At 37.1% G+C, this 18,487-nt stretch carries 19 protein-coding genes and 1 riboswitch; of the genes, 14 read left to right on the top strand and 5 right to left on the bottom strand.

The window, feature by feature from the left end; genetic code table 11:
* Window positions 1-432: 432 nt before the first annotated feature.
* On the top strand, window positions 433-2,196 hold the full coding sequence (locus tag ABC228_RS17930; RefSeq protein WP_345826553.1) for a DUF5050 domain-containing protein: 1,764 nt from the start codon (window positions 433-435) through the stop codon (window positions 2,194-2,196).
* A gap of 231 nt (window positions 2,197-2,427) precedes the next feature.
* Here ABC228_RS17930 and ABC228_RS17925 read toward each other — a convergent pair whose 3' ends face one another.
* The 3 genes from ABC228_RS17925 to ABC228_RS17915 form a co-directional block, all read right to left on the bottom strand.
* The gene (locus tag ABC228_RS17925) at window positions 2,428-2,583 is read right to left on the bottom strand and encodes a hypothetical protein (protein WP_345826552.1); all 156 of its coding nucleotides are present in this window, start codon (window positions 2,581-2,583) and stop codon (window positions 2,428-2,430) included.
* Window positions 2,583-2,960 carry a hypothetical protein gene (locus ABC228_RS17920; RefSeq protein WP_345826551.1) on the bottom strand — a complete coding sequence of 126 codons (378 nt, stop codon included), beginning with the start codon at window positions 2,958-2,960 and terminating at the stop codon, window positions 2,583-2,585. The genes ABC228_RS17925 and ABC228_RS17920 overlap by 1 nt, the downstream gene beginning before the upstream one ends.
* 240 nt (window positions 2,961-3,200) lie before the next feature.
* Entirely contained in the window at window positions 3,201-3,368 is a 168-nt protein-coding gene (locus ABC228_RS17915) for a hypothetical protein (RefSeq protein ID WP_345826550.1), read from the bottom strand.
* A 234-nt stretch (window positions 3,369-3,602) separates the two neighbouring features.
* On the opposite strand from ABC228_RS17915, the gene ABC228_RS17910 reads away from it, so the two are divergent.
* Window positions 3,603-3,869 carry a DUF1292 domain-containing protein gene (locus tag ABC228_RS17910; RefSeq protein ID WP_345826549.1) on the top strand — a complete coding sequence of 89 codons (267 nt, stop codon included), beginning with the start codon at window positions 3,603-3,605 and terminating at the stop codon, window positions 3,867-3,869.
* Between the two features lie 44 nt (window positions 3,870-3,913).
* On the opposite strand, the gene ABC228_RS17905 is transcribed toward ABC228_RS17910, so the two are convergent.
* Window positions 3,914-4,375, bottom strand: a complete 462-nt coding sequence (locus tag ABC228_RS17905; protein WP_345826548.1) for a divergent PAP2 family protein — start codon at window positions 4,373-4,375, stop codon at window positions 3,914-3,916.
* 78 nt (window positions 4,376-4,453) lie between these two features.
* Window positions 4,454-6,178: an FAD-dependent oxidoreductase gene (locus tag ABC228_RS17900; protein ID WP_345826547.1), complete on the bottom strand. Its 1,725-nt coding sequence runs from the start codon at window positions 6,176-6,178 to the stop codon at window positions 4,454-4,456.
* Between the two features lie 288 nt (window positions 6,179-6,466).
* On the opposite strand from ABC228_RS17900, the gene ABC228_RS17895 reads away from it, so the two are divergent.
* The 12 genes from ABC228_RS17895 (at window position 6,467) to ABC228_RS17840 (ending at window position 18,486) form a co-directional block, all read left to right on the top strand.
* Window positions 6,467-7,894: a PTS mannitol transporter subunit IIBC gene (locus ABC228_RS17895; protein WP_345826546.1), complete on the top strand. Its 1,428-nt coding sequence runs from the start codon at window positions 6,467-6,469 to the stop codon at window positions 7,892-7,894.
* A 39-nt stretch (window positions 7,895-7,933) separates the two neighbouring features.
* Window positions 7,934-10,027 carry a BglG family transcription antiterminator gene (locus tag ABC228_RS17890; RefSeq protein WP_345826563.1) on the top strand — a complete coding sequence of 698 codons (2,094 nt, stop codon included), beginning with the start codon at window positions 7,934-7,936 and terminating at the stop codon, window positions 10,025-10,027.
* A 14-nt stretch (window positions 10,028-10,041) separates the two neighbouring features.
* Complete coding sequence (locus ABC228_RS17885) at window positions 10,042-10,479, top strand: PTS mannitol transporter subunit IIA (protein WP_345826545.1); 438 nt, start codon at window positions 10,042-10,044, stop codon at window positions 10,477-10,479.
* Complete coding sequence (locus ABC228_RS17880; RefSeq protein ID WP_345826544.1) at window positions 10,480-11,631, top strand: mannitol-1-phosphate 5-dehydrogenase; 1,152 nt, start codon at window positions 10,480-10,482, stop codon at window positions 11,629-11,631.
* 456 nt (window positions 11,632-12,087) lie between these two features.
* Window positions 12,088-12,915 (top strand): MBL fold metallo-hydrolase, encoded by an 828-nt coding sequence (locus tag ABC228_RS17875; RefSeq protein WP_345826543.1) that lies wholly within the window; start codon window positions 12,088-12,090, stop codon window positions 12,913-12,915.
* A gap of 92 nt (window positions 12,916-13,007) precedes the next feature.
* On the top strand, window positions 13,008-13,445 hold the full coding sequence (locus ABC228_RS17870) for a hypothetical protein (protein WP_345826542.1): 438 nt from the start codon (window positions 13,008-13,010) through the stop codon (window positions 13,443-13,445).
* Between the two features lie 200 nt (window positions 13,446-13,645).
* Window positions 13,646-13,996, top strand: coding sequence for a hypothetical protein (locus ABC228_RS17865; RefSeq protein WP_345826541.1), 351 nt, complete (start codon window positions 13,646-13,648; stop codon window positions 13,994-13,996).
* A 20-nt stretch (window positions 13,997-14,016) separates the two neighbouring features.
* Window positions 14,017-14,832, top strand: a complete 816-nt coding sequence (locus tag ABC228_RS17860; protein ID WP_345826540.1) for a PIN domain-containing protein — start codon at window positions 14,017-14,019, stop codon at window positions 14,830-14,832.
* A gap of 185 nt (window positions 14,833-15,017) precedes the next feature.
* Window positions 15,018-15,102: riboswitch (cyclic di-GMP riboswitch) on the top strand.
* Window positions 15,103-15,183: 81 nt separating this feature from the next.
* Window positions 15,184-15,645, top strand: coding sequence for a chemotaxis protein CheX (locus ABC228_RS17855; protein WP_345826539.1), 462 nt, complete (start codon window positions 15,184-15,186; stop codon window positions 15,643-15,645).
* Window positions 15,646-15,665: 20 nt separating this feature from the next.
* Complete coding sequence (locus ABC228_RS17850) at window positions 15,666-17,639, top strand: chemotaxis protein CheW (protein ID WP_345826538.1); 1,974 nt, start codon at window positions 15,666-15,668, stop codon at window positions 17,637-17,639.
* 13 nt (window positions 17,640-17,652) lie between these two features.
* Window positions 17,653-18,114 (top strand): chemotaxis protein CheW, encoded by a 462-nt coding sequence (locus ABC228_RS17845; RefSeq protein WP_345826537.1) that lies wholly within the window; start codon window positions 17,653-17,655, stop codon window positions 18,112-18,114.
* Window positions 18,115-18,129: 15 nt separating this feature from the next.
* Window positions 18,130-18,486: a response regulator gene (locus tag ABC228_RS17840; protein ID WP_345826536.1), complete on the top strand. Its 357-nt coding sequence runs from the start codon at window positions 18,130-18,132 to the stop codon at window positions 18,484-18,486.
* The last annotated feature ends 1 nt before the right edge of the window (window position 18,487 follow it).

Below are 18,487 nucleotides of genomic sequence, written 5' to 3'. Positions count from 1 at the left end.
CAAAAAGTCCAACTTTAAACAAAGTGTTACATGTACAATTATTTTTTGATAATAGATTAAAGGATATACATTTAGCTCAAATCTATAAAGAGGCAATAATACTAGATATATTGAAATATGCATTTTTTATTAGGGAAAATGATATAGAAAAATTAATCGAATCCGATCGTTTGAAGGGTAACGTATGTGTGTTTCTTCATGGTGCTAAACGCCTATTCGTTCCAGTATATTAGTATATGTTATATCTTACTAGGTGTAAATTTAACAGAAAAATGTAATAGTGAGTTTTTACCAGGCAGATAACCTTTCTAAATGACTATTCTATCAGGGGTTTATGTCCTTTATTACAATAAAAAATACTTCACGTTATGTATAAATTTACCGATAAGTCTATAGTAGACCATTTTGAAACAATCAGGAGGGAAACATCAGGTGAGAAAAATATGGTGGGTGGTCTTCATAACTTGTTTAGGGGTTTTATTAACAGGGTGTGGAGATGAAGAAAAAGAAGGTAATAATAAAGCTGTAAATGCGGTGATAGATTTTTACGAAGCCGTGGATGAGAATGACCAAGATAAAATAGAGGATAATCTAAAATATTTTGGAGAATACAATGGTGACAACGATGCTTTGATTCAAGATGTAAGCGATCAAATAGAGGAGCTAGGAGGATTTCTACAGGTCACCTATGTTCATCTAACGAAGGACCTAATGGAGCCTGACGTGGTCAAAGAGCTTGATGAAGAATTCGGCGATAGCTGGTCTTTTTTCTATGTCGAGTATAGCGAGGAAAGTAATATATTTGGCTGGATTGTTAAGGAGATAGATGAGAAGTATCATATCGTTTCAGCTCAAGGTAGTACATTGGATGACGTGCTTGAAGGTACACCAGTCTCCAGTACAGAAGGGAAAGCAGATTCCAATGAAAACATGATGGAAGATACTAATCTCGCTTTCGTTCAGGGGAATGTTATCGGAAATTTATATAATAGTGGAATTGCAACTATAGCTGAGAATTATCGCTATTACGCTGATTCTGAACATCTATATGCATCGATAGATGGTGGAGAATCAACTATTATCGATACTGGATTTATTACGCAATTAAATGCGGTTGAGGACTATATCTATTATTTAAAGGACTACCAGATTTGGAAGAGTAACTTTAATGGTCAGGAAAAGGAAGCTATCTATCGTGATCATATTCAACCAAGTATTTTGTTAGTCTATGGCGATAAAATTGTATTTCTTGGTAGTGAAGACATTAATGCTAGTACGAACCTGTATATGATAGATCGTGATGGAGACACTCTTCAACAGATAGATACGAATGTGGACTCTTTTGCAGTACAGGATGATACTTTATTTTATGTGAAAAATGAATCAGAACAAGACACTGTATATCGTGTAAAAGCTGATGATGAAAAAGAAGCGCTATTTCGTCTAGACGAAATTAGCTACATGCAAATTGATGGTGAGACCATTTATTATACTGCGGGAAATAGTCTTAGAAAAGTGAACCTAGACGGCTCTGATGATCAAGAATTATCCCTTGGATTAATGGTTGATGTTCATGGCTATTCAACACCTATCTTAAATGGTGATTATGTTTACTTCACAATGCAGGCGGATCGTTTCTTCTATCGAATTTCCAAAGAAGGTGGACAACCGGAGTATATGGGCTATCCAACAGATGGCTATTCTAGTATAGTAGATGACAATGTGTATGCTTGGATTTTCCAGGAGGGGAACTTTCATTTGCAAGTCAATGATAATCAAGTAGATGTCTCACATGGGAATGACACGACTGAAGTAAATGGAGCATTGGATACGCTGAAAAAGATTTATGAAGCTTCACTGCAATCCGATCAAGCTACTGTTAGTCGGTTAACAGCGCTACTTGAGGATGAAGACTTAAGCGAATATGCTCTTATGGACTGGTTATCGGAACGACTACTAGCTGTAGGAGATACAGACGCCCTACCACTTGAAGAAATCAAACCAGAGGATATTAATCCGGAGTTGCATCAAAATATAGTAAATGATATCGGTGAAAATTATTCCATGATTATTGATCGTGAAGATGAAGATTATATGATTGTCTTTATTTTACAGCGTGTGAATAATGACTATTATCTCGTATGGTATGAGGATGAGAACATGGAAGAATTTAAGGGGAGCTATGTAACGTGGTAGGCCATGTTCATCTAAATATCTATAGGGAACACAAGCTGTTCAAGCTTCTATTGAGATAGATTATATCAGGAAAGCCTTGTGAAATATCTTCACAAGGCTTTTCTTGTATAAAATATTATTTACAATTAAACATTACGAATTAATCCATTAAATTCTCAAATTTTTCCTGCTGGTTTGTTCAAAATTGCAGCGGACTCTTCCGGTACGGAAGCATGCTCTTCAATAGCAGCCCTATTTTAATAAATTTATAATCTGATTATATATTGACTCTGCTTCTTTCGTAGTTTTAGCTTGATTTAGTTTTCGCCTTAACTCCTTATATTTCCCCGCATCCATCTGGCTTAAGTTTTTAATGGAACGAATAGATTTATTAGGGATTACATCCATTATTGATCTCCCCCTTTAGTTGAATTATCTTGTTCTAATTTATCTAATTCTTTGTTATACGCCATTACTCTGGAGGCAACATAGGTGTTTGCCAGTTTTTCCAAGTAGCTACCACCACTTATTCCTGTTAGAAGGGCGTAAAGAATAATAGTCCAAATCGTTGGTTCGGATGTTGAAATGGCAATTATACAAGATACAAATCCTGCACCACCTCCTAGAATTAGCTCTCTCCACGAACCAAGTGATGTTCTTTTTCTATTATCTTCATCCTTGAAGCGGTAAGGAGAAATAAATCCTTCATTTGTGAGAAGAATATTAAAATAACCACCAGCACTCCCTAAAATGATCGATAAGCAGACCCACCATAACTCCTCCAATTTAAAACACCTTTCGTAACGATAGTAGTAAGATTAATAATTTCCAAGTGATTCAATGAAGATATGGATAACTCGGCAGAACACACCCTTTTCTTCTAAGTTGAAAAAAATACCTAATAAATATTATTAGGTATTTAAAGGGTATGCTCATGGACTATTTTTTGTTCATCTCTGTCCTAACATAATAGACCTAAAACTAGTGCAATTTTTAATTTGTTGAAGAAAGAAAGCTGCCATTAATTAAGAATCAGATGGAGGCTTTGCCTTCCCATCAAGAATAGCTTTTGCATGATGATAATGAATTTTAGCTTCTTTTGTAGTCAATGCATTGTTCAATGCCTTTCGATGCTTCATATACTCTTTTAATTCTTCCTCACTAAGCTTTTTTAGCAATGACTTTTCATCCAACGTAATCTTCCTTTTACCTATTTTTTATTGATCTCCGAAAATAATTACTTCTTTTATAGGATATGAATAAAATCAAACATAGATTACAGAATGTTACAGTAAAAAGTGACTTCTAAAAGAAAATATTTTACTTCTTATTTGGACATGTTTTCGTATGAATTCATGTTATATTGGAAATATAAGGATTATGATCTCGCTTTTCAAAAATTACCTATTCTAAAAGGAGTGTGTCTTGTGGAAAACATTGAAGTTGGGGAAGTCTTTACGATAATTGATGAAAATAATGAGGAACATGAGGTTGAAGTGCTAGCATCCATCAACATGGAAGGAACGGTTTATGTAGCGGTTGGTTTTGTGGAAGATATCCAGGCAGAAACCGAAGAAGATATTGATATCTTTTTCCTAAAGGTAGATCAGGATGGTGACTTCTCACCAATAGAGAGTGATGAAGAATTTGAAAAGGTATCTTCTGCTTTTGATGAAATTCTAAATGATGAATGATAAAAAAATGGTCTGTACATGTAAGCGTACAGACCATTTCATTTTTATTTCTTATCGAATAAATAACTAACAGCCCCAATTGCGATTCCTAATGCTGCTCCACCTATCACTTCAATTGGCATGTGGCCAAGCATTTCCTTTAGTTCCTTCTCTCGTTTTCGATAGGACATACCTGGATGTTGTTCAACTAATTTCTCTAACTCCTCATACATATCATTCACAGCAATTGCGGTTTGACCGGCTTGCCAACGAATTCCCATTGCATCATACATGACAATTAAACTAAAAATGCTACTGATTCCAAAATCAATCGAGGAGAATCCTCGCTGAAGTCCGATATAACTCGATAAAGAAGTAACAGCAGCTGAATGGGAGCTCGGCATATCACCAGATCCAAACATTTTTTTCCAATCCCAATTACCAGTTTCAGCGTAATGTATTGGTACCTTTAGGAATTGAGCTGCACCAATCCCAAGTAAAGCCGTTGTCATTGCGCGATTTAACATAGATACACCTCAGCATACAAGATGTTATGTATTATTTGCAGGGTGGTCGAATTTTATCCTTTTATTAATCCGTGTCCGCTACCATTGAAGCTTTAATAAGCTAACAATTAAGTTGTATGCCTCTCTTCTTGTAAGAGGATTAGAATTAGATGGATCAATAAGGCTGCTTGCTTCATCTTTCTCAAGAGATCTTACAATAGGTAGAAGCTCTCTGTTTGTTACGTTTTCTTCCAGGGTGAGATTATGTGCCTCTTCTGAGAGATCCATATCATGAATGCGCTTGAATCCTTCTGTTAGTATCCAACTAAACGCTTCTCCTGTTATCTCTTTTTCAAGCTGTAAATCATTTGTATAGGTAGCGAATATTAGTCCATGAGAATATAAATATTTGATAGCAGCATAATTTGGGTCGTTTTGATATGGATAGGGACTCTCCTTTCCATCTATTCGTGCGCCATTTTCTATTAGCGTTTCCTGTAGTGATCTTATGTTAGCTTTGTCTTCACTAAATTCGTGAAAATTACGGTTTGCTTCAATGGATAGCTGTGCAGCTATTCCAGCAGCTTGCCCTAAGCTCATCCCAGTTGGAATGATTCTAACACTCCCTGCAGCAAGAGAAGAGAAACCTGCTGAACGACTAGCGACTAGTAGATTTGTTAAGTCTTCAGGTACTAGCGATCGAAATGGTATCTCGTATTGCTTCGGGTTGAGGATGATTTTATCTTCACCACTAGGCTTTGTTGCTTGCATATCAACTGGATAGCCACCAAGGGCGATGCCATCCCAATGTGTTTTGTTTTCCCATACGTCAGAAATAGGTAGCTGGTAAAGAGACTGAATATGTCTTGTCTCCCTGACGTATAGCTCGTTTGGATAGCTTTTGATATAGGCATTTTCAAAGCCTGGAAAATTTTCCTTTGCCCAATTGAGAAAATGCTCCGTTTCATCTTTTCCGATTTGTATAGCCTGTTGTTTAGAGGATTCATCTAATCCGTCTACACCAAATATTTGTAAGGCATTGATATAGATTCCATCATCTGTTCTGGCAATATTAAGTCCACGTAGCCTTGTATTAGCATGCTTTTTTGGATAACGGTCTACAATACCCCAAAACCCCCAAGCTGTGTCGGTGGATACCTGTGCTTCACCGAATTTTCCATTGGTAGCTACTTGTCTAATCTTATCCCAATTTATCCCATCAAAATGCATGATGAGTGTGACACCCATTGTAGATGATGGGTTGTGAATATCTTCTTGTCCAATAAAATAGGATGCTCCAGCTAAGGCTGCAATAGTAGCATCTGTTGTCGTATCGATATAGCGTTTCGCCTGATAAGTAGTAGACAATTCTTCTGTATCAACAGCGATACTCTCAATTTGATTGTTATTTACATGAACAGAACTTACGTTACTATCTATTAGAAGGGTTAAATTCGGTTCATTTTCAACTAGCTGGTGAAAAGCCTTTGTTGCCAAGTCGATATCAAAGGAAACATTTCCACCAACTAATTGGTGCCACTCTGAAAAGATTCCCTTATTAACCGGTTTGCCATGTTCATCTAGACCGATATCTAAGTAGTTCAGCATGCCGTTTGTCATTAAGCCTCCCAAGGATTTACGAGATGTAATGAGCAGTGTATTGGAACCACTTCGGGCAGCTGAAACAGCTGCAGATACACCTTCAGGATCACCACCGATAACAATGACATCGTATTCTTCGTGTTGCTGCTTAGCTTCAGGGAAACCGAGAAATACAACTAATAATACGGAAACAACTATTAGTACCATCCATATGTAACGCAATTCCATTCCTCCCCAATATTGGAAACACCTTTCATCTAGTATGGTCAAATTAGATAATTGCAAATCATCACGACTAGTCGACAGGACTTTCCAAAAACTCGCTATATTCAAACTCATGATATAATAATCCTCATTTAAATAGTAGGTTATGCTCTTTATTATTTTAATTTTGTCAGTATGTTAGGTGACAAAATCGTGTTTAGATTACATTGCTGGTATCCATGAAAGCGCTGTATCATTTAAATAAGAATTCATTTATTTATATTTAAGAATAGGAGTGTGTTAACAATGGCCGAACAAAAAGGTTTTCGAGCTAAGGTACAGCGTTTTGGTAGCTATTTGAGTGGCATGATTATGCCAAATATTGGTGCATTTATTGCTTGGGGTATTATAACGGCATTATTTATTCCAGATGGTTGGTTTCCAAATGAAGATTTAGCTACGTTGGTTGACCCAACAATTAAGTACTTATTACCATTATTAATTGGTTTTACGGGTGGACGAATGGTCTACGATTTTCGTGGAGGAGTAGTTGGTGCTACTGCTACAATGGGTGTTATTGTTGGAGCAGATGTACCAATGTTCTTAGGTGCCATGATTATTGGTCCATTTGCAGGTTGGTGTATGAAGAAAATTGATGGGTTGTTTCAAGCTAAAATCCGTTCTGGATTTGAAATGCTATACAACAACTTCTCAGCTGGTATTCTAGCAGCTATCCTTGCAGGTATCTCGGTAAAAATAATTGGACCAGTTGTGGCTGGTTTAAACAAAGTATTGGCATCAGGTGTTGACTTTATTGTAGACGCAGGGTTATTACCACTTGCGAACATTATTATTGAACCAGCGAAGGTTCTCTTTTTAAACAATGCGATTAATCATGGAATATTAAGCCCACTTGGGATTGAACAAGCAGCTGAAGAAGGAAAATCAGTTCTATTTCTATTAGAAGCAAATCCTGGTGTTGGTTTAGGAATTTTACTAGCGTTTGTTGTATTTGGGAAAGGTGCAGCCAAGAGCTCGGCTTCCGGCGCAGCTGCTATCCAATTTTTAGGTGGTATTCATGAAATCTATTTCCCATACATTTTAATGAAGCCAGTATTACTTTTAGCAGCAATCGCTGGTGGTATCAGCGGCGTATTTACGCTGACAATATTTGATGCAGGTCTACGTGCCCCAGCATCTCCAGGTAGTATTTTTGCAGTATTGGCTATGACAGAGCAGGGTAGCTATGTTGGTGTTATCTTAGCAATCATTGTATCTGCAGCAGTATCCTTTGCGGTTGCAGCTGTTATTTTAAAAACAGATAAATCAAAAGCAGGGGATTTAACGGACGCTACGATGAAAATGGAAGAGTTAAAAGGGAAGAAAAGCTCGGTTTCGGGTATATTAAATTCACAAGATGAGGATGCTTCAGAGGAGCTTGCAGCTGTTGTCCAAGTAGATGTTCAAAAAGTTATATTTGCTTGTGATGCAGGCATGGGTTCAAGTGCGATGGGAGCTTCTTTATTAAAGAACAAATTTAATAAAGCGAACATTGATATTGAGGTATCCAATAGTGCCATTAATGAGCTGCCAAATGATGCCGATATTGTAATTACACAAAAGGAATTAACGGATCGTGCTAAAGCTAAACTCCCGAATGCAGAGCATATTTCAGTGGAAAATTTCTTAAATAGTCCAAGATATGAGGAACTGGTAACTAGATTTTCGAAGTAATGAATTAGATTGAACTGGAGGGGGGTGAACAGTTTGTATGTGTCTAGTCGGGAACGTAAGATTATCGAACTGTTATGTCAGGTACAAGACGATGTGACGATAAAGGAAATTGCTAATTCACTTCAAGTAAGTGAGCGAACCATTCATCGAGACTTAAAACATGTAGAAGAGATTCTCACTAATAATCATGTAACGCTCGTCAAACGGTCTGGAAGTGGATTACGTGTTTCTGGAACGATGGAGGCTAAGCAGGAGCTAATACAGGTTATTTCTAGTCTAGCGCCTTCCGAGTATACGACAGAAGAGCGTCAAGCAATTGTCTTGTCCACTCTTCTAGAATCCAATGAGCCAATTAAACTGTTCACCCTTGCCAGTGAATTACATGTGACAATTGCTACCATTAGTAATGATTTGGATCAAGTAGAGCGAGATTTAGGTTCTTTTGATTTAGTGTTAATTCGCAGACGTGGTTATGGAGTAGAAATTAAAGGTGAAGAAATCAAAAAGCGCGCTGCTTTAAGCCAACTCATAACCAAGTATGTGGAGCCATTTAAACTGATAACATTAAGTAATGATGAGCATCATGGGAATTGGAATCAGCCGTCTGCAATTATTTCTAGTCGTTTATTAGAATCAGTTGATCAAAAAAAGCTAATCAACATACAAGATGCTGTGGAAAAAGCAAGGAAATACTTACCACATGAATTAGCGGATAATGCCTATATTGGGTTAGTTGTTCATCTGGCACTAGCGATGGAAAGATTACAAAAGGGTGAGCAGATTCAATTTGATTCGGAGTATTTAAAGCAAATTAATCAGACAAAAGAGTACGAAATAGCACGTAATATTATTGAAGATTTAGAGCACTCCTTCGGGATGAAAATTCCAGAGGATGAAATCGGATATATTACCATGCATTTAATGGGAGCAAAGTTACAGTTGAGTAAGCCATTCTTAATTGAGGATTCCAGTATGGATATCGCAGTTATGGCAACGGAATTAATTCAATTCGTTAGTTCGAATTTAGATGTTAATTTAAACAACAATGTTTCGTTACTTAATGATCTAGTTGCGCATCTGAAACCAACCGTGTATCGCTTGAAGCAAGGAATGCCGATAAAAAATCCGATGCTAGACGTAATTAAAAATGATTACCTAGAATTATTTGATTTGATCAGCCGAGGTGTTGGTGATATCTTCACGGATATGACTTTTCCAGAGGCTGAAATTGGTTATCTAGTGTTGCATTTTGCTGCCACATTATTAAATGAGAAGGATTTACATATTCGCTCACTGGTTATCTGTGCTAGTGGAATTGGAACTGCAAAAATATTAGCTTCTAAGCTTTTACAAAAGGTACCTGAAATAAAAACAGTAGAGAATAAGTCATTGTTTGATTTAGACAATCTAAATTTAACGGATTATGATGTAATTATTTCAACTGTTCCTTTAGCTGGGGTGGAACGAGAGTATATCTTAACTTCACCCATGCTGACAGATACCGAAATCCGCCGTATTCAAAAACTAATTCGCAAGCGAAAAATTCAACCCACTTCGCAAAAGAAAAGTCGATCGGAAAGTAGTGAGGATACCCAGCAGCACGATTTGGTTTCTCACTTAAAAACAACACAGATATATGCACAAATTGTTATTGAGCTTTTAGAAGGCTTCGCTGTTCATTCGATATCCGAACACTTGTCCATGCGAGAGATATTGCAAAGGGTTTGTCTTGATTTAGAAGCGGTTCGTGTTATAAAGGATAAAGGAAATATTCAAGAAAAGCTGATAAAAAGAGAACAATTAGGTGGACTAGGTATTCCTGGTACATCTATGGCATTGTTCCATACACGTTCTGACGATATAGTAGTCCCAAGTATGCGTATTTATCCGTTACGAAATCCCTTAAATATGAAGGGGATGGATCATGAAGAGATGCAGGTTGATACCGTATTGATGATGCTAGCACCAGAAAAAACAAGCAAAGAAGTGCTTGAGGTACTAAGCTTTATAAGTAATTTGTTTATACAACATGAGGACAATGCTAGATTATTTGAGTCAGGGAACGAAGCGAGAATTAAGGAATTTCTATCGAAGCAATTTCAAAAATTTTTAAAGGAAAAAAATCTATTGTAGGGAGTGCATCATGGGTGACTAAAGCAGTGTTAACAAAGGAAAATATTCATTTGAATCAGAAATTTGTAGATAAAGAAGAGGCAATTCGCTATACCGGAAAAATTCTTGTGGAGAATGGTTATGTGAAGCAGGAATATGTGGAAAAAATGCTAGAGCGAGAAGAGCTATCCTCTACATACATGGGGAACCATGTTTCCATTCCTCACGGTACAGAAAGTGGAAAAAATGAAATCGTGGAAACAGGGATCTCTGTTGTAACGATACCAGAGGGCGTTGATTTTGGTTCAGGTAATGTGGCGAAGGTTCTCATCGGTATTGCTGGAAAAGGAGATGAACACTTAGAAATATTATCGAAAATAGCGATTGTACTTTCCGAAGAAGCAAATATCGAAAAGATCCTAGAAGCAATTTCAACAGAGGAAATTATAAGTCTTTTTGATGAGGTGAACTAAATGTTAGCAGTGCATTTTGGTGCAGGAAATATTGGCAGAGGATTCATTGGTTCCTTATTATATCAATCTGGTTATCATACGATATTTGTAGATGTGAATGAATCTGTTATTGATGCTATTAATGACAAACAGCAGTATCAGGTTAAGCTAGCAGATGAAACCGAGGAAATCGTAACGGTTCGAGATGTTTCTGGTATTAATAGTTTACGAGATTCGGATAAAGTTATCCAAGCTATCACAGAAGCGGACATTGTCACCACAGCAGTCGGACCTAATGTGCTAGCGATTATTTCAGAGCTAGTTGCCAAAGGATTACGAAAGCGCATGGAAGCTAATCCAAAGCCGTTAAACCTCATCGCGTGTGAGAACATGGTAGGCGGAAGTGACCTCCTAAAAGAAAAGGTATATGCGTATTTTTCACAGGAAGAAAGCGAAATAGCTGATAACCTATTTGGGTTTCCAAATGCAGCTGTCGACCGTATCGTACCAAATCAAACTAATCGTGATCGATTAGAGGTCATGGTCGAGCCCTATTTTGAATGGGTCGTAGAGAAGTCATCCATGAAGGGTGACATACCGTCTATTGAAGGAATTACATATGTTAATCATTTATTGCCTTATATTGAGCGGAAGCTTTTTACCGTAAACACTGGTCATGCAGTGCCTGCTTATCTTGGCCAACTTATGGGATACAAGACGATTAATGAAGCAATGAAGGATAATTCTATTCAGGAGATTCTTACTGGTGTATTAGATGAATCTGGTGAAGCGATTATTCAAACCTATCACTTTGACCGAAGTGAACATGATGCATATAAGCAAAAGATTATCAATCGTTTCCAGAATCCTTATATCTCTGACGATGTGTTGCGAGTAGGTAGAGGTCCAATTCGTAAGCTAGGACCAAATGATCGATTAATTAGGCCAGCTAAGCTATCTATGGAAATAACGGGTAATCCTCCTACAAATCTCGCAAAAGTAATAGCAGCAGCATTACACTATCAAAATACGGAAGATATGGAAGCAATCGAATTACAGGATATGATTTCACTACATGGGTATGAGCGTGTGTTAGAAAAAGTATCTAACTTGGATTCTAGCAATCCACTAGTTCCGGTTATTTTACGCGAATTGGATATCCTGCATAAATAATAAGGTTGATAAAGAGGCTGGGACAAAAGTATTTTAGCAAGGAAAAAACGAACGATTATGGCTTGTGCATATATTCCGAACCGGAAATATACTTCGCTTTCACTTCCAGTACAGGGGCGACAACTGTTCGTGAGCAACCTCACAGTGTCTACCTTGCCGCGGGCGGCTGGTGAGCCTCCTCGCGCTGACGCACTGTGGGGTCTCACCGATGCCTTTCCTCCCGCAGGAGTCTATGTATAATTCCGGATCTGGTTTAGTTTTCGTTCGGCTTTTTAGAATTACCTTTTAGTTTTGTCCCATCCTCATTTTAATCCAATTTTAGGTAAATAGAACTATTAGTAAAGCCTCTTTTTTCTCCAGAAGTATTCCTATACAATAGCAACCCACAAAACAAAATCATAGTACTAACTCCAATCACATATATTTCCATTAATAGATGTAAATGGGGGACATGAAATGATGAAGCATTATATATGTAAAACCTGTGGCATTCAGTACAATGGCTCACCGAAAGAACCTGAGAAATGTGTAATATGCACAGAAGAAAGGCAATACGTCCATCCAAGCGGTCAATCCTGGATTACGTTAGAGGAAATGGTTCAAAACCATAACTATCAAAACGAAATTATTATGGATGAAAAAGGTCTATATAGTATTCATACGAGGCCAAGCTTTGGGATTGGACAAACAGCCTATTTGGTTCAAAATGGTGGCTTTAACATACTTTGGGATTGTTTAACATATTTAGATGAAGAAACCATTCAAGCTATTGAGGAACTAGGAGGTATTGATGCAATTGCATTATCTCATCCTCATTACTACACCACGCAGGTCGAATGGGCAGAGGCATTTAATGCGCTCATTTACATCCATGAGGATGATCAGGAATGGGTCACAAGACCTAGTGATCGAATCGTGTTTTGGTCTGGCGAAACACTAGAGCTTGATAAAGGAATAATCTTGCATCGTCTTGGTGGACATTATAAGGGTGGTGCAGTATTAGAATGGAAGGAAGGAAACGATGAAAAGGGTATCCTACTTTCAGGAGATATTATTCAAGTAGTCCAAGATCAGGACTGGGTAAGTTTTATGTATAGTTATCCGAATCTAATTCCCTTACCTGCTGCAAAAGTAGCAGATATTTCAACACGTGTAAAACAGATGAAAATTGATCGAATTTACAACGCCTTTTATCGGGTCGTGAAAGAGGATGGAATTGCTGCAGTGGAGAGATCTGCAACAAGATATATTCAAGCTTTAAATGGTGAATTATTTGAAACATAAATGTAATGAAAAAATAGTCCCAATTTTCGTTGATATGTTGTATGATTAATGTTAGATTTTGACATAATTCATGGTGACATAGGGTGATGGTAATGGGGCGAATGGATACGCGAGAAATAAGCTTAGATGGTTTTCAAGAGGAAATTGTTGAAGTGGTTCACCAATTAGGGGAATTAAGGGATTTAGAATTAGAAGATTACATTAGCATTTTAATCAAACGTTCGGATTCCATTAAATTGGCAGGACAAATACTTCATTATCTGGATGCAATAAATGAAATAAGTACAAAGCTTTCGGAAAAAGATAAGCAATTAAATCGTGTTGCTATATCGGAATTGCAGGAAAGCTTGCGAAATAAAAGCCTTACACCAATGGAAAAGCGATTTCTTTATGAAGAGGTTGCAGATCTTATCAGGAGTATGGAATCGATTCGAAGTTATTGGAAACAGAAGTCTTTGCTAGGCTTGAAATATATAGGTGCGGCTAGTGCTGTTGCAGCGGCAACGGTATTTTTTCGAAAAAGAAAATAGTAAATGTTTGGAAATCCACCTTTTCATTAAGGTGGATTTTTTTATGTGGTGCATAATGCCTAGAATTCCTTACAAGCAAATTTTTGAAAAAACTCTTCGTTTTCCGCTATAAAATAACTGATTTGTATTAATAATTTGTCTGAATGTGTCGATATAGGGAATATAACGATCCTATAGACAACTGAGGGAGGGGGCTTTAGATGAACACAGGATTAATCATCATTGGGTCATTAGTAGGGGGAATCCTCGGTACTTTTTTAATTGAGCTAAGAGGAAAGAGCTCTGGTAAACAAATTGAGTATAAGTCCATATTCCCTACAACGAAGGATGAGTGGACAAATAAGACTTTAGACGCAATGATTATGTCTAGGCGTCCTACCCATATTTCTAGCTACTCCAGTTATGATTCAGGCTATGATTCTGATCGAAACGATCCTTATAAAAATCCAGGCATGGATGCTTTTGTTGATGAAACACACTTCGGAATGGATAGAGGATTAGGGATTGTAAACGACCATCATCATGATACAGGAGACCAGAATCATTTTTAACATAAAGGAGAGAAGCTAGAATGCTACTTGCAATTGTGGTTGGAATGATAACCAAGTGGTTAGATATTCAGGATATCTATCAAATTATTATCTATATCCTTAGCGTTATCTTATTTGCAAATTTTTATCGAGTAAAACAATCTTCCTCAATTGAACAGGGAAAGGCAGGATTCTTGTCTGTTCTTGTTCCTGGACTAGGACATATTTACGCTCGTAAGGTCGTATTAGGTTTTGTCATTATTCTTTTACAATTTATACTATATTTCATTTCAATCGGGTTTGATAATGAAACGATGTTAATCGCTTGGATTGGACTTACAATATTAGCTGCTATTCATGCTAATAGAACAGCTGGTAAGATGGAGGATGTTCTTGCGAAGCAATCACTTCAAAAGCTAGCGGTTATGAAGTACCGACGTTTAGAGGAAGCAATCCAAAAAGGAATCGCAATCGCACCTGACACGAATATTTTGATGCACGAACAGCTGATGCTTATCGCAGCCTATCGTGATAGTAATATGAAGCTATACATTAGTAAGCAAGTTATGCGAGAGCTAGATGGGCTAAAAAGCAATGATGATCCAGGTACTAGAAAGTCTGCACAAATTGGTTTTGATGTATTAGAGCTCTATCAAGAAGCAGGCCGATGTGAATTTTTAGAGGTTCCATCCAAAGAATATTTAAACAGACATCATCTCAATGGGGGACCAGACGAGAAGATAATCGCATCTTGTTTAAAGCTGTTAGAGAAAAATGTCCCTGTTATTTTTGTATCAAATGACAAGGGAGCAAGAATTCTAGCAAGAAATAGTAAAATGCCTACAGTTTCGTTGTGAATTATGACAACTTCAATAATTTTATCTTTCGTTTGAGTTTCAAAATTCATCATACCGAAGACTGAAGTCATGGTCATTTGTACCTTTAAATTCCATAATACTTTTTTGAAAATTTTATTGATTTTTAGCGTTTACTGTACTATGATTTAATAGTCAATTTGTACTATTCAAATAAGAATATTTTACTACCTAAAAGGCAAACTATTTGAAAGAATAGGACGCAAAACCTAGGGTCTAAGGTCTTTTGACTAGGATCGCCTGGTTACCAAGTAGATTTATATTTTATTTCTTGGCTATTTCTTTGTTTGGAATAGCTTTTTTTAAAACTACATGATAAAGGGGTCAACATAGTTGGAGGGAAAAAAGCAAGAAAAGAGTAAAGCAATAACAATTTTATTAAATGGAACGATGGCTTCCATCAAGAATGTCATACCAATTCAGTATGAAATGAGTAAACCGCAGCTTTCAGGAGAATCATTAAAGATTCAGTTTGGTGTGCTAATCGGTATTACTGGAGATATCAAAGGGAATTTAGTGCTATCAGGAGATTCATCCGTATTTGGTGCTATCGGTGAAGCGATGTTTGGAATGCCATTACAAGACGAAATGCTTGTTTCATTTAGTGGAGAGCTAGGTAATATGATTGCTGGTGGTCTTTCCACAAACATTGTTGAAAGTGGCATTACAACAGATATTACTGCTCCAACTATTGTAGAAGGAAGTACTACATTATTAGGGTATGAAAAAGCGATTCGATTAACTGTTAATTTTAACGCAATCGGCGAGCTAAACCTATATCTATTAGTAGATTAAATCCTAGGAGGACGTGCAACATGAACACTGATCAATATATTGAAGTATTCCTCGATGAAAGTCGAGAGCATCTTCAAGCAATTAATGATAATCTTCTTAAACTGGAGAAACAGCCAACGGAAATTGATATCGTTCAGGATATATTCCGCTCAGCCCATACACTGAAAGGCATGTCCGCAACGATGGGGTTTGAGGATATTGCTTCCTTAACACACCAAATGGAAAACGTATTGGATAAGATACGCCATAATGAGCTGGCTGTATCGACAGCAGTTATTGACATTACATTTTCAGCAGTTGAAGCACTAGAAGAAATGGTAAGTGCCATTAGTGAGGGAAATGATGGGAAAAAGGATGTTACATCACTTGTGTCGCAATTAAAGCAAGTTGAAGCAGGAACCTATGTGGAACAAGGCTCTGAAGAAGTCAGTCCAACCATAAATGCACCTGTAGAATCTCTAGACCTAGATGAATATCAAGCAACTGTTATCAACCAAGCTAAGGGCAATGGGTTCCATGCTTATCAAATTAAGGTTGAATTAACGGAAGACTGTGTCCTTAAAGGTCCAAGAGCTTATATGGTATTTGATAAATTGGAAAGTGAAGGAGAAGTTATTAAAACTGTTCCAGAAGTTGAAGATATTGAAGAAGGCAGCTTTGACCAATCCTTTTCTATTCTATTTTTAACACAAGAATCAAAGGATTCTATTAAAGAGACCATTAAAAAAGTATCTGAGATTCAAAATGTTGTAGTTTCTGATTTCTCTTTTGAGAAAAAAGCACCGGAAAAACCAGCAAATACAACAGAATCTGCAAAAGAAACAAAAGCTACTACACAAGAAAAACCGAAACAATCTAAGACGATTCGTGTGAACATTGAGCGAATTGATAGTTTAATGAATCTTTTTGAAGAGGTTATCATTGATCGTAGTAGATTAGAGGACTTATCGCTTAAATACAAGGACCAGGAATTAACCGAAACAGTCGAAAACTTAACTCGTGTAACCGAAGATATGCAGGGCTTAATGTTAGCGATGCGAATGGTTCCAATTGAGCAGGTATTTAATCGTTTTCCACGTATGGTCAGGGACTTATCAAAGGATTTACATAAGAAGATTTCCCTGGAAATTATAGGAAGTGAAACAGAGCTTGACCGGACAGTTATCGATGAAATTGGTGATCCTCTTGTTCATTTAATTCGTAACTCTCTGGACCATGGGATTGAGTCCCCTGAGAAACGGATTCAAGCAGGAAAAGAAGAAGAAGGAAAAATCGTACTTCAAGCCTATCATAGTGGAAATAATGTTTATATTGACATTGAGGATGATGGCGCAGGAATTAACCGTGAAAAGGTTGAGAAGAAAGCCATTGAAAACGGATTGATTAGCGAGGATCATTCCAAACAGTTAACAGATGAAGAAGTATATCATTTAATATTTGCATCTGGTTTCAGTACAGCTGATCAAATTTCGGATATTTCTGGCCGTGGTGTTGGGTTGGATGTTGTTAAAAACAAAATTGAGTCATTAGGTGGTTCTATTATTGTAACCTCTAATCCTGGTAATGGAAGTAAATTCTCTATTCAATTACCATTGACGCTTTCTATCCTTTCTACATTACTAGTGAAGGTTCAACATGAAACATTTGCTGTACCACTTTCTTCTATTATTGAAACAGTAGCATTGGAAGATAAAGATATTAAATATGTTCATGGACAAAAGGTTATGGACTTTAGAGGTCATATTGTACCATTAGTATCCTTGAATAAGGTCTATGGTGTGACAGAGGAAGATGTCGCTAGTAATTCAGCGGTCATCATTCAAAAAGGTGATAAACGTACGGGCTTACTAGTGGATTCCTTTATCGGACAAAGAGAAGTCGTATTAAAAACACTAGGTAATTATTTGAAAAATGTGTTTGCAATTAGTGGCGCAACCATTCTTGGTAATGGTCAAGTATGTTTAATTGTTGATCCAAATGCATTAGTAAAATAACGAGGGAGGCATCATGATGGAAGAGACAGTAAAGATTATCGTTTTTACCTTAAATGGTCAACGATATGGCGCAGATGTGAAGCAGGTTATGTCCATTGAAAAAATGAAAGAAATCACAAAGGTACCAGGAACTTCAGAATTCATTAAGGGTATCATGACCCTTCATGGTGAGACTGTTCCAGTAATTGATTTAAAGGAACGGTTAGAAATCGATCAAACAGAACCATCTGATTTGAACCGTATTGTCGTTGTAAAGGTCGACAACATTCAAGTAGGGCTAATTGTAGATGCAGCAACAGATGTATTGGATATTGATTCGAGTGTAATCGAAGAGGCAAAAGAAATGGGCGGAATGGTTCGTAAGGAATATATTAAAGGTGTTGCGAAACTTGAAAGCGAGTTACTAATATTACTTGAACTAGGTAAAGTATTAGCAATGGAAGAAGCGGAAGAATTAAAAGAAGTAGCTAATTAATTGGAGGACATCAAGATGGCACGAGTGTTAATTACAGATGACGCAGCATTTATGCGTATGCAACTAAGAGATATTATTACAAAACTAGGACATGAGGTTGTTGGCGAAGCTGAAAATGGCTTAGTAGCAATCGAAAAAGCAACCGAGCTAAATCCAGACCTTATTACAATGGATATCACAATGCCAGAGATGAATGGTGTGGATGCAACAACTGAAATTAAACAGAAATTACCAAATGTCAAAATAATTATGTGCTCTGCAATGGGACAACAAGGAATGGTTGTAGATGCGATAAAAGCAGGTGCAAATGACTTTGTGGTGAAGCCATTTAATGCAGATCGTATTTCGGAGTCACTCGCAAAGGTGTTGTAGA

This window comes from Ornithinibacillus xuwenensis (assembly GCF_039614845.1).
In the GTDB taxonomy this organism is placed as follows: domain Bacteria; phylum Bacillota; class Bacilli; order Bacillales; family Amphibacillaceae; genus Ornithinibacillus; species Ornithinibacillus xuwenensis.
The sequence above is the reverse complement of the archived record's forward strand: the minus strand, read 5'-3'. Positions and strand labels throughout refer to the sequence as shown.

Coding starts and splice junctions, on each gene's coding strand:
- ABC228_RS17865 (WP_345826541.1), top strand. CDS start 13,646: ATGAACACAGGATTAATCATCATTGGGTCATTAGTAGGGGGAATCCTC.
- ABC228_RS17880 (WP_345826544.1), top strand. CDS start 10,480: ATGTTAGCAGTGCATTTTGGTGCAGGAAATATTGGCAGAGGATTCATT.
- ABC228_RS17860 (WP_345826540.1), top strand. CDS start 14,017: ATGCTACTTGCAATTGTGGTTGGAATGATAACCAAGTGGTTAGATATT.
- ABC228_RS17875 (WP_345826543.1), top strand. CDS start 12,088: ATGATGAAGCATTATATATGTAAAACCTGTGGCATTCAGTACAATGGC.
- ABC228_RS17895 (WP_345826546.1), top strand. CDS start 6,467: ATGGCCGAACAAAAAGGTTTTCGAGCTAAGGTACAGCGTTTTGGTAGC.
- ABC228_RS17840 (WP_345826536.1), top strand. CDS start 18,130: ATGGCACGAGTGTTAATTACAGATGACGCAGCATTTATGCGTATGCAA.
- ABC228_RS17870 (WP_345826542.1), top strand. CDS start 13,008: ATGGGGCGAATGGATACGCGAGAAATAAGCTTAGATGGTTTTCAAGAG.
- ABC228_RS17845 (WP_345826537.1), top strand. CDS start 17,653: ATGATGGAAGAGACAGTAAAGATTATCGTTTTTACCTTAAATGGTCAA.
- ABC228_RS17925 (WP_345826552.1), bottom strand. CDS start 2,583: ATGGATGTAATCCCTAATAAATCTATTCGTTCCATTAAAAACTTAAGC.
- ABC228_RS17905 (WP_345826548.1), bottom strand. CDS start 4,375: ATGTTAAATCGCGCAATGACAACGGCTTTACTTGGGATTGGTGCAGCT.
- ABC228_RS17850 (WP_345826538.1), top strand. CDS start 15,666: ATGAACACTGATCAATATATTGAAGTATTCCTCGATGAAAGTCGAGAG.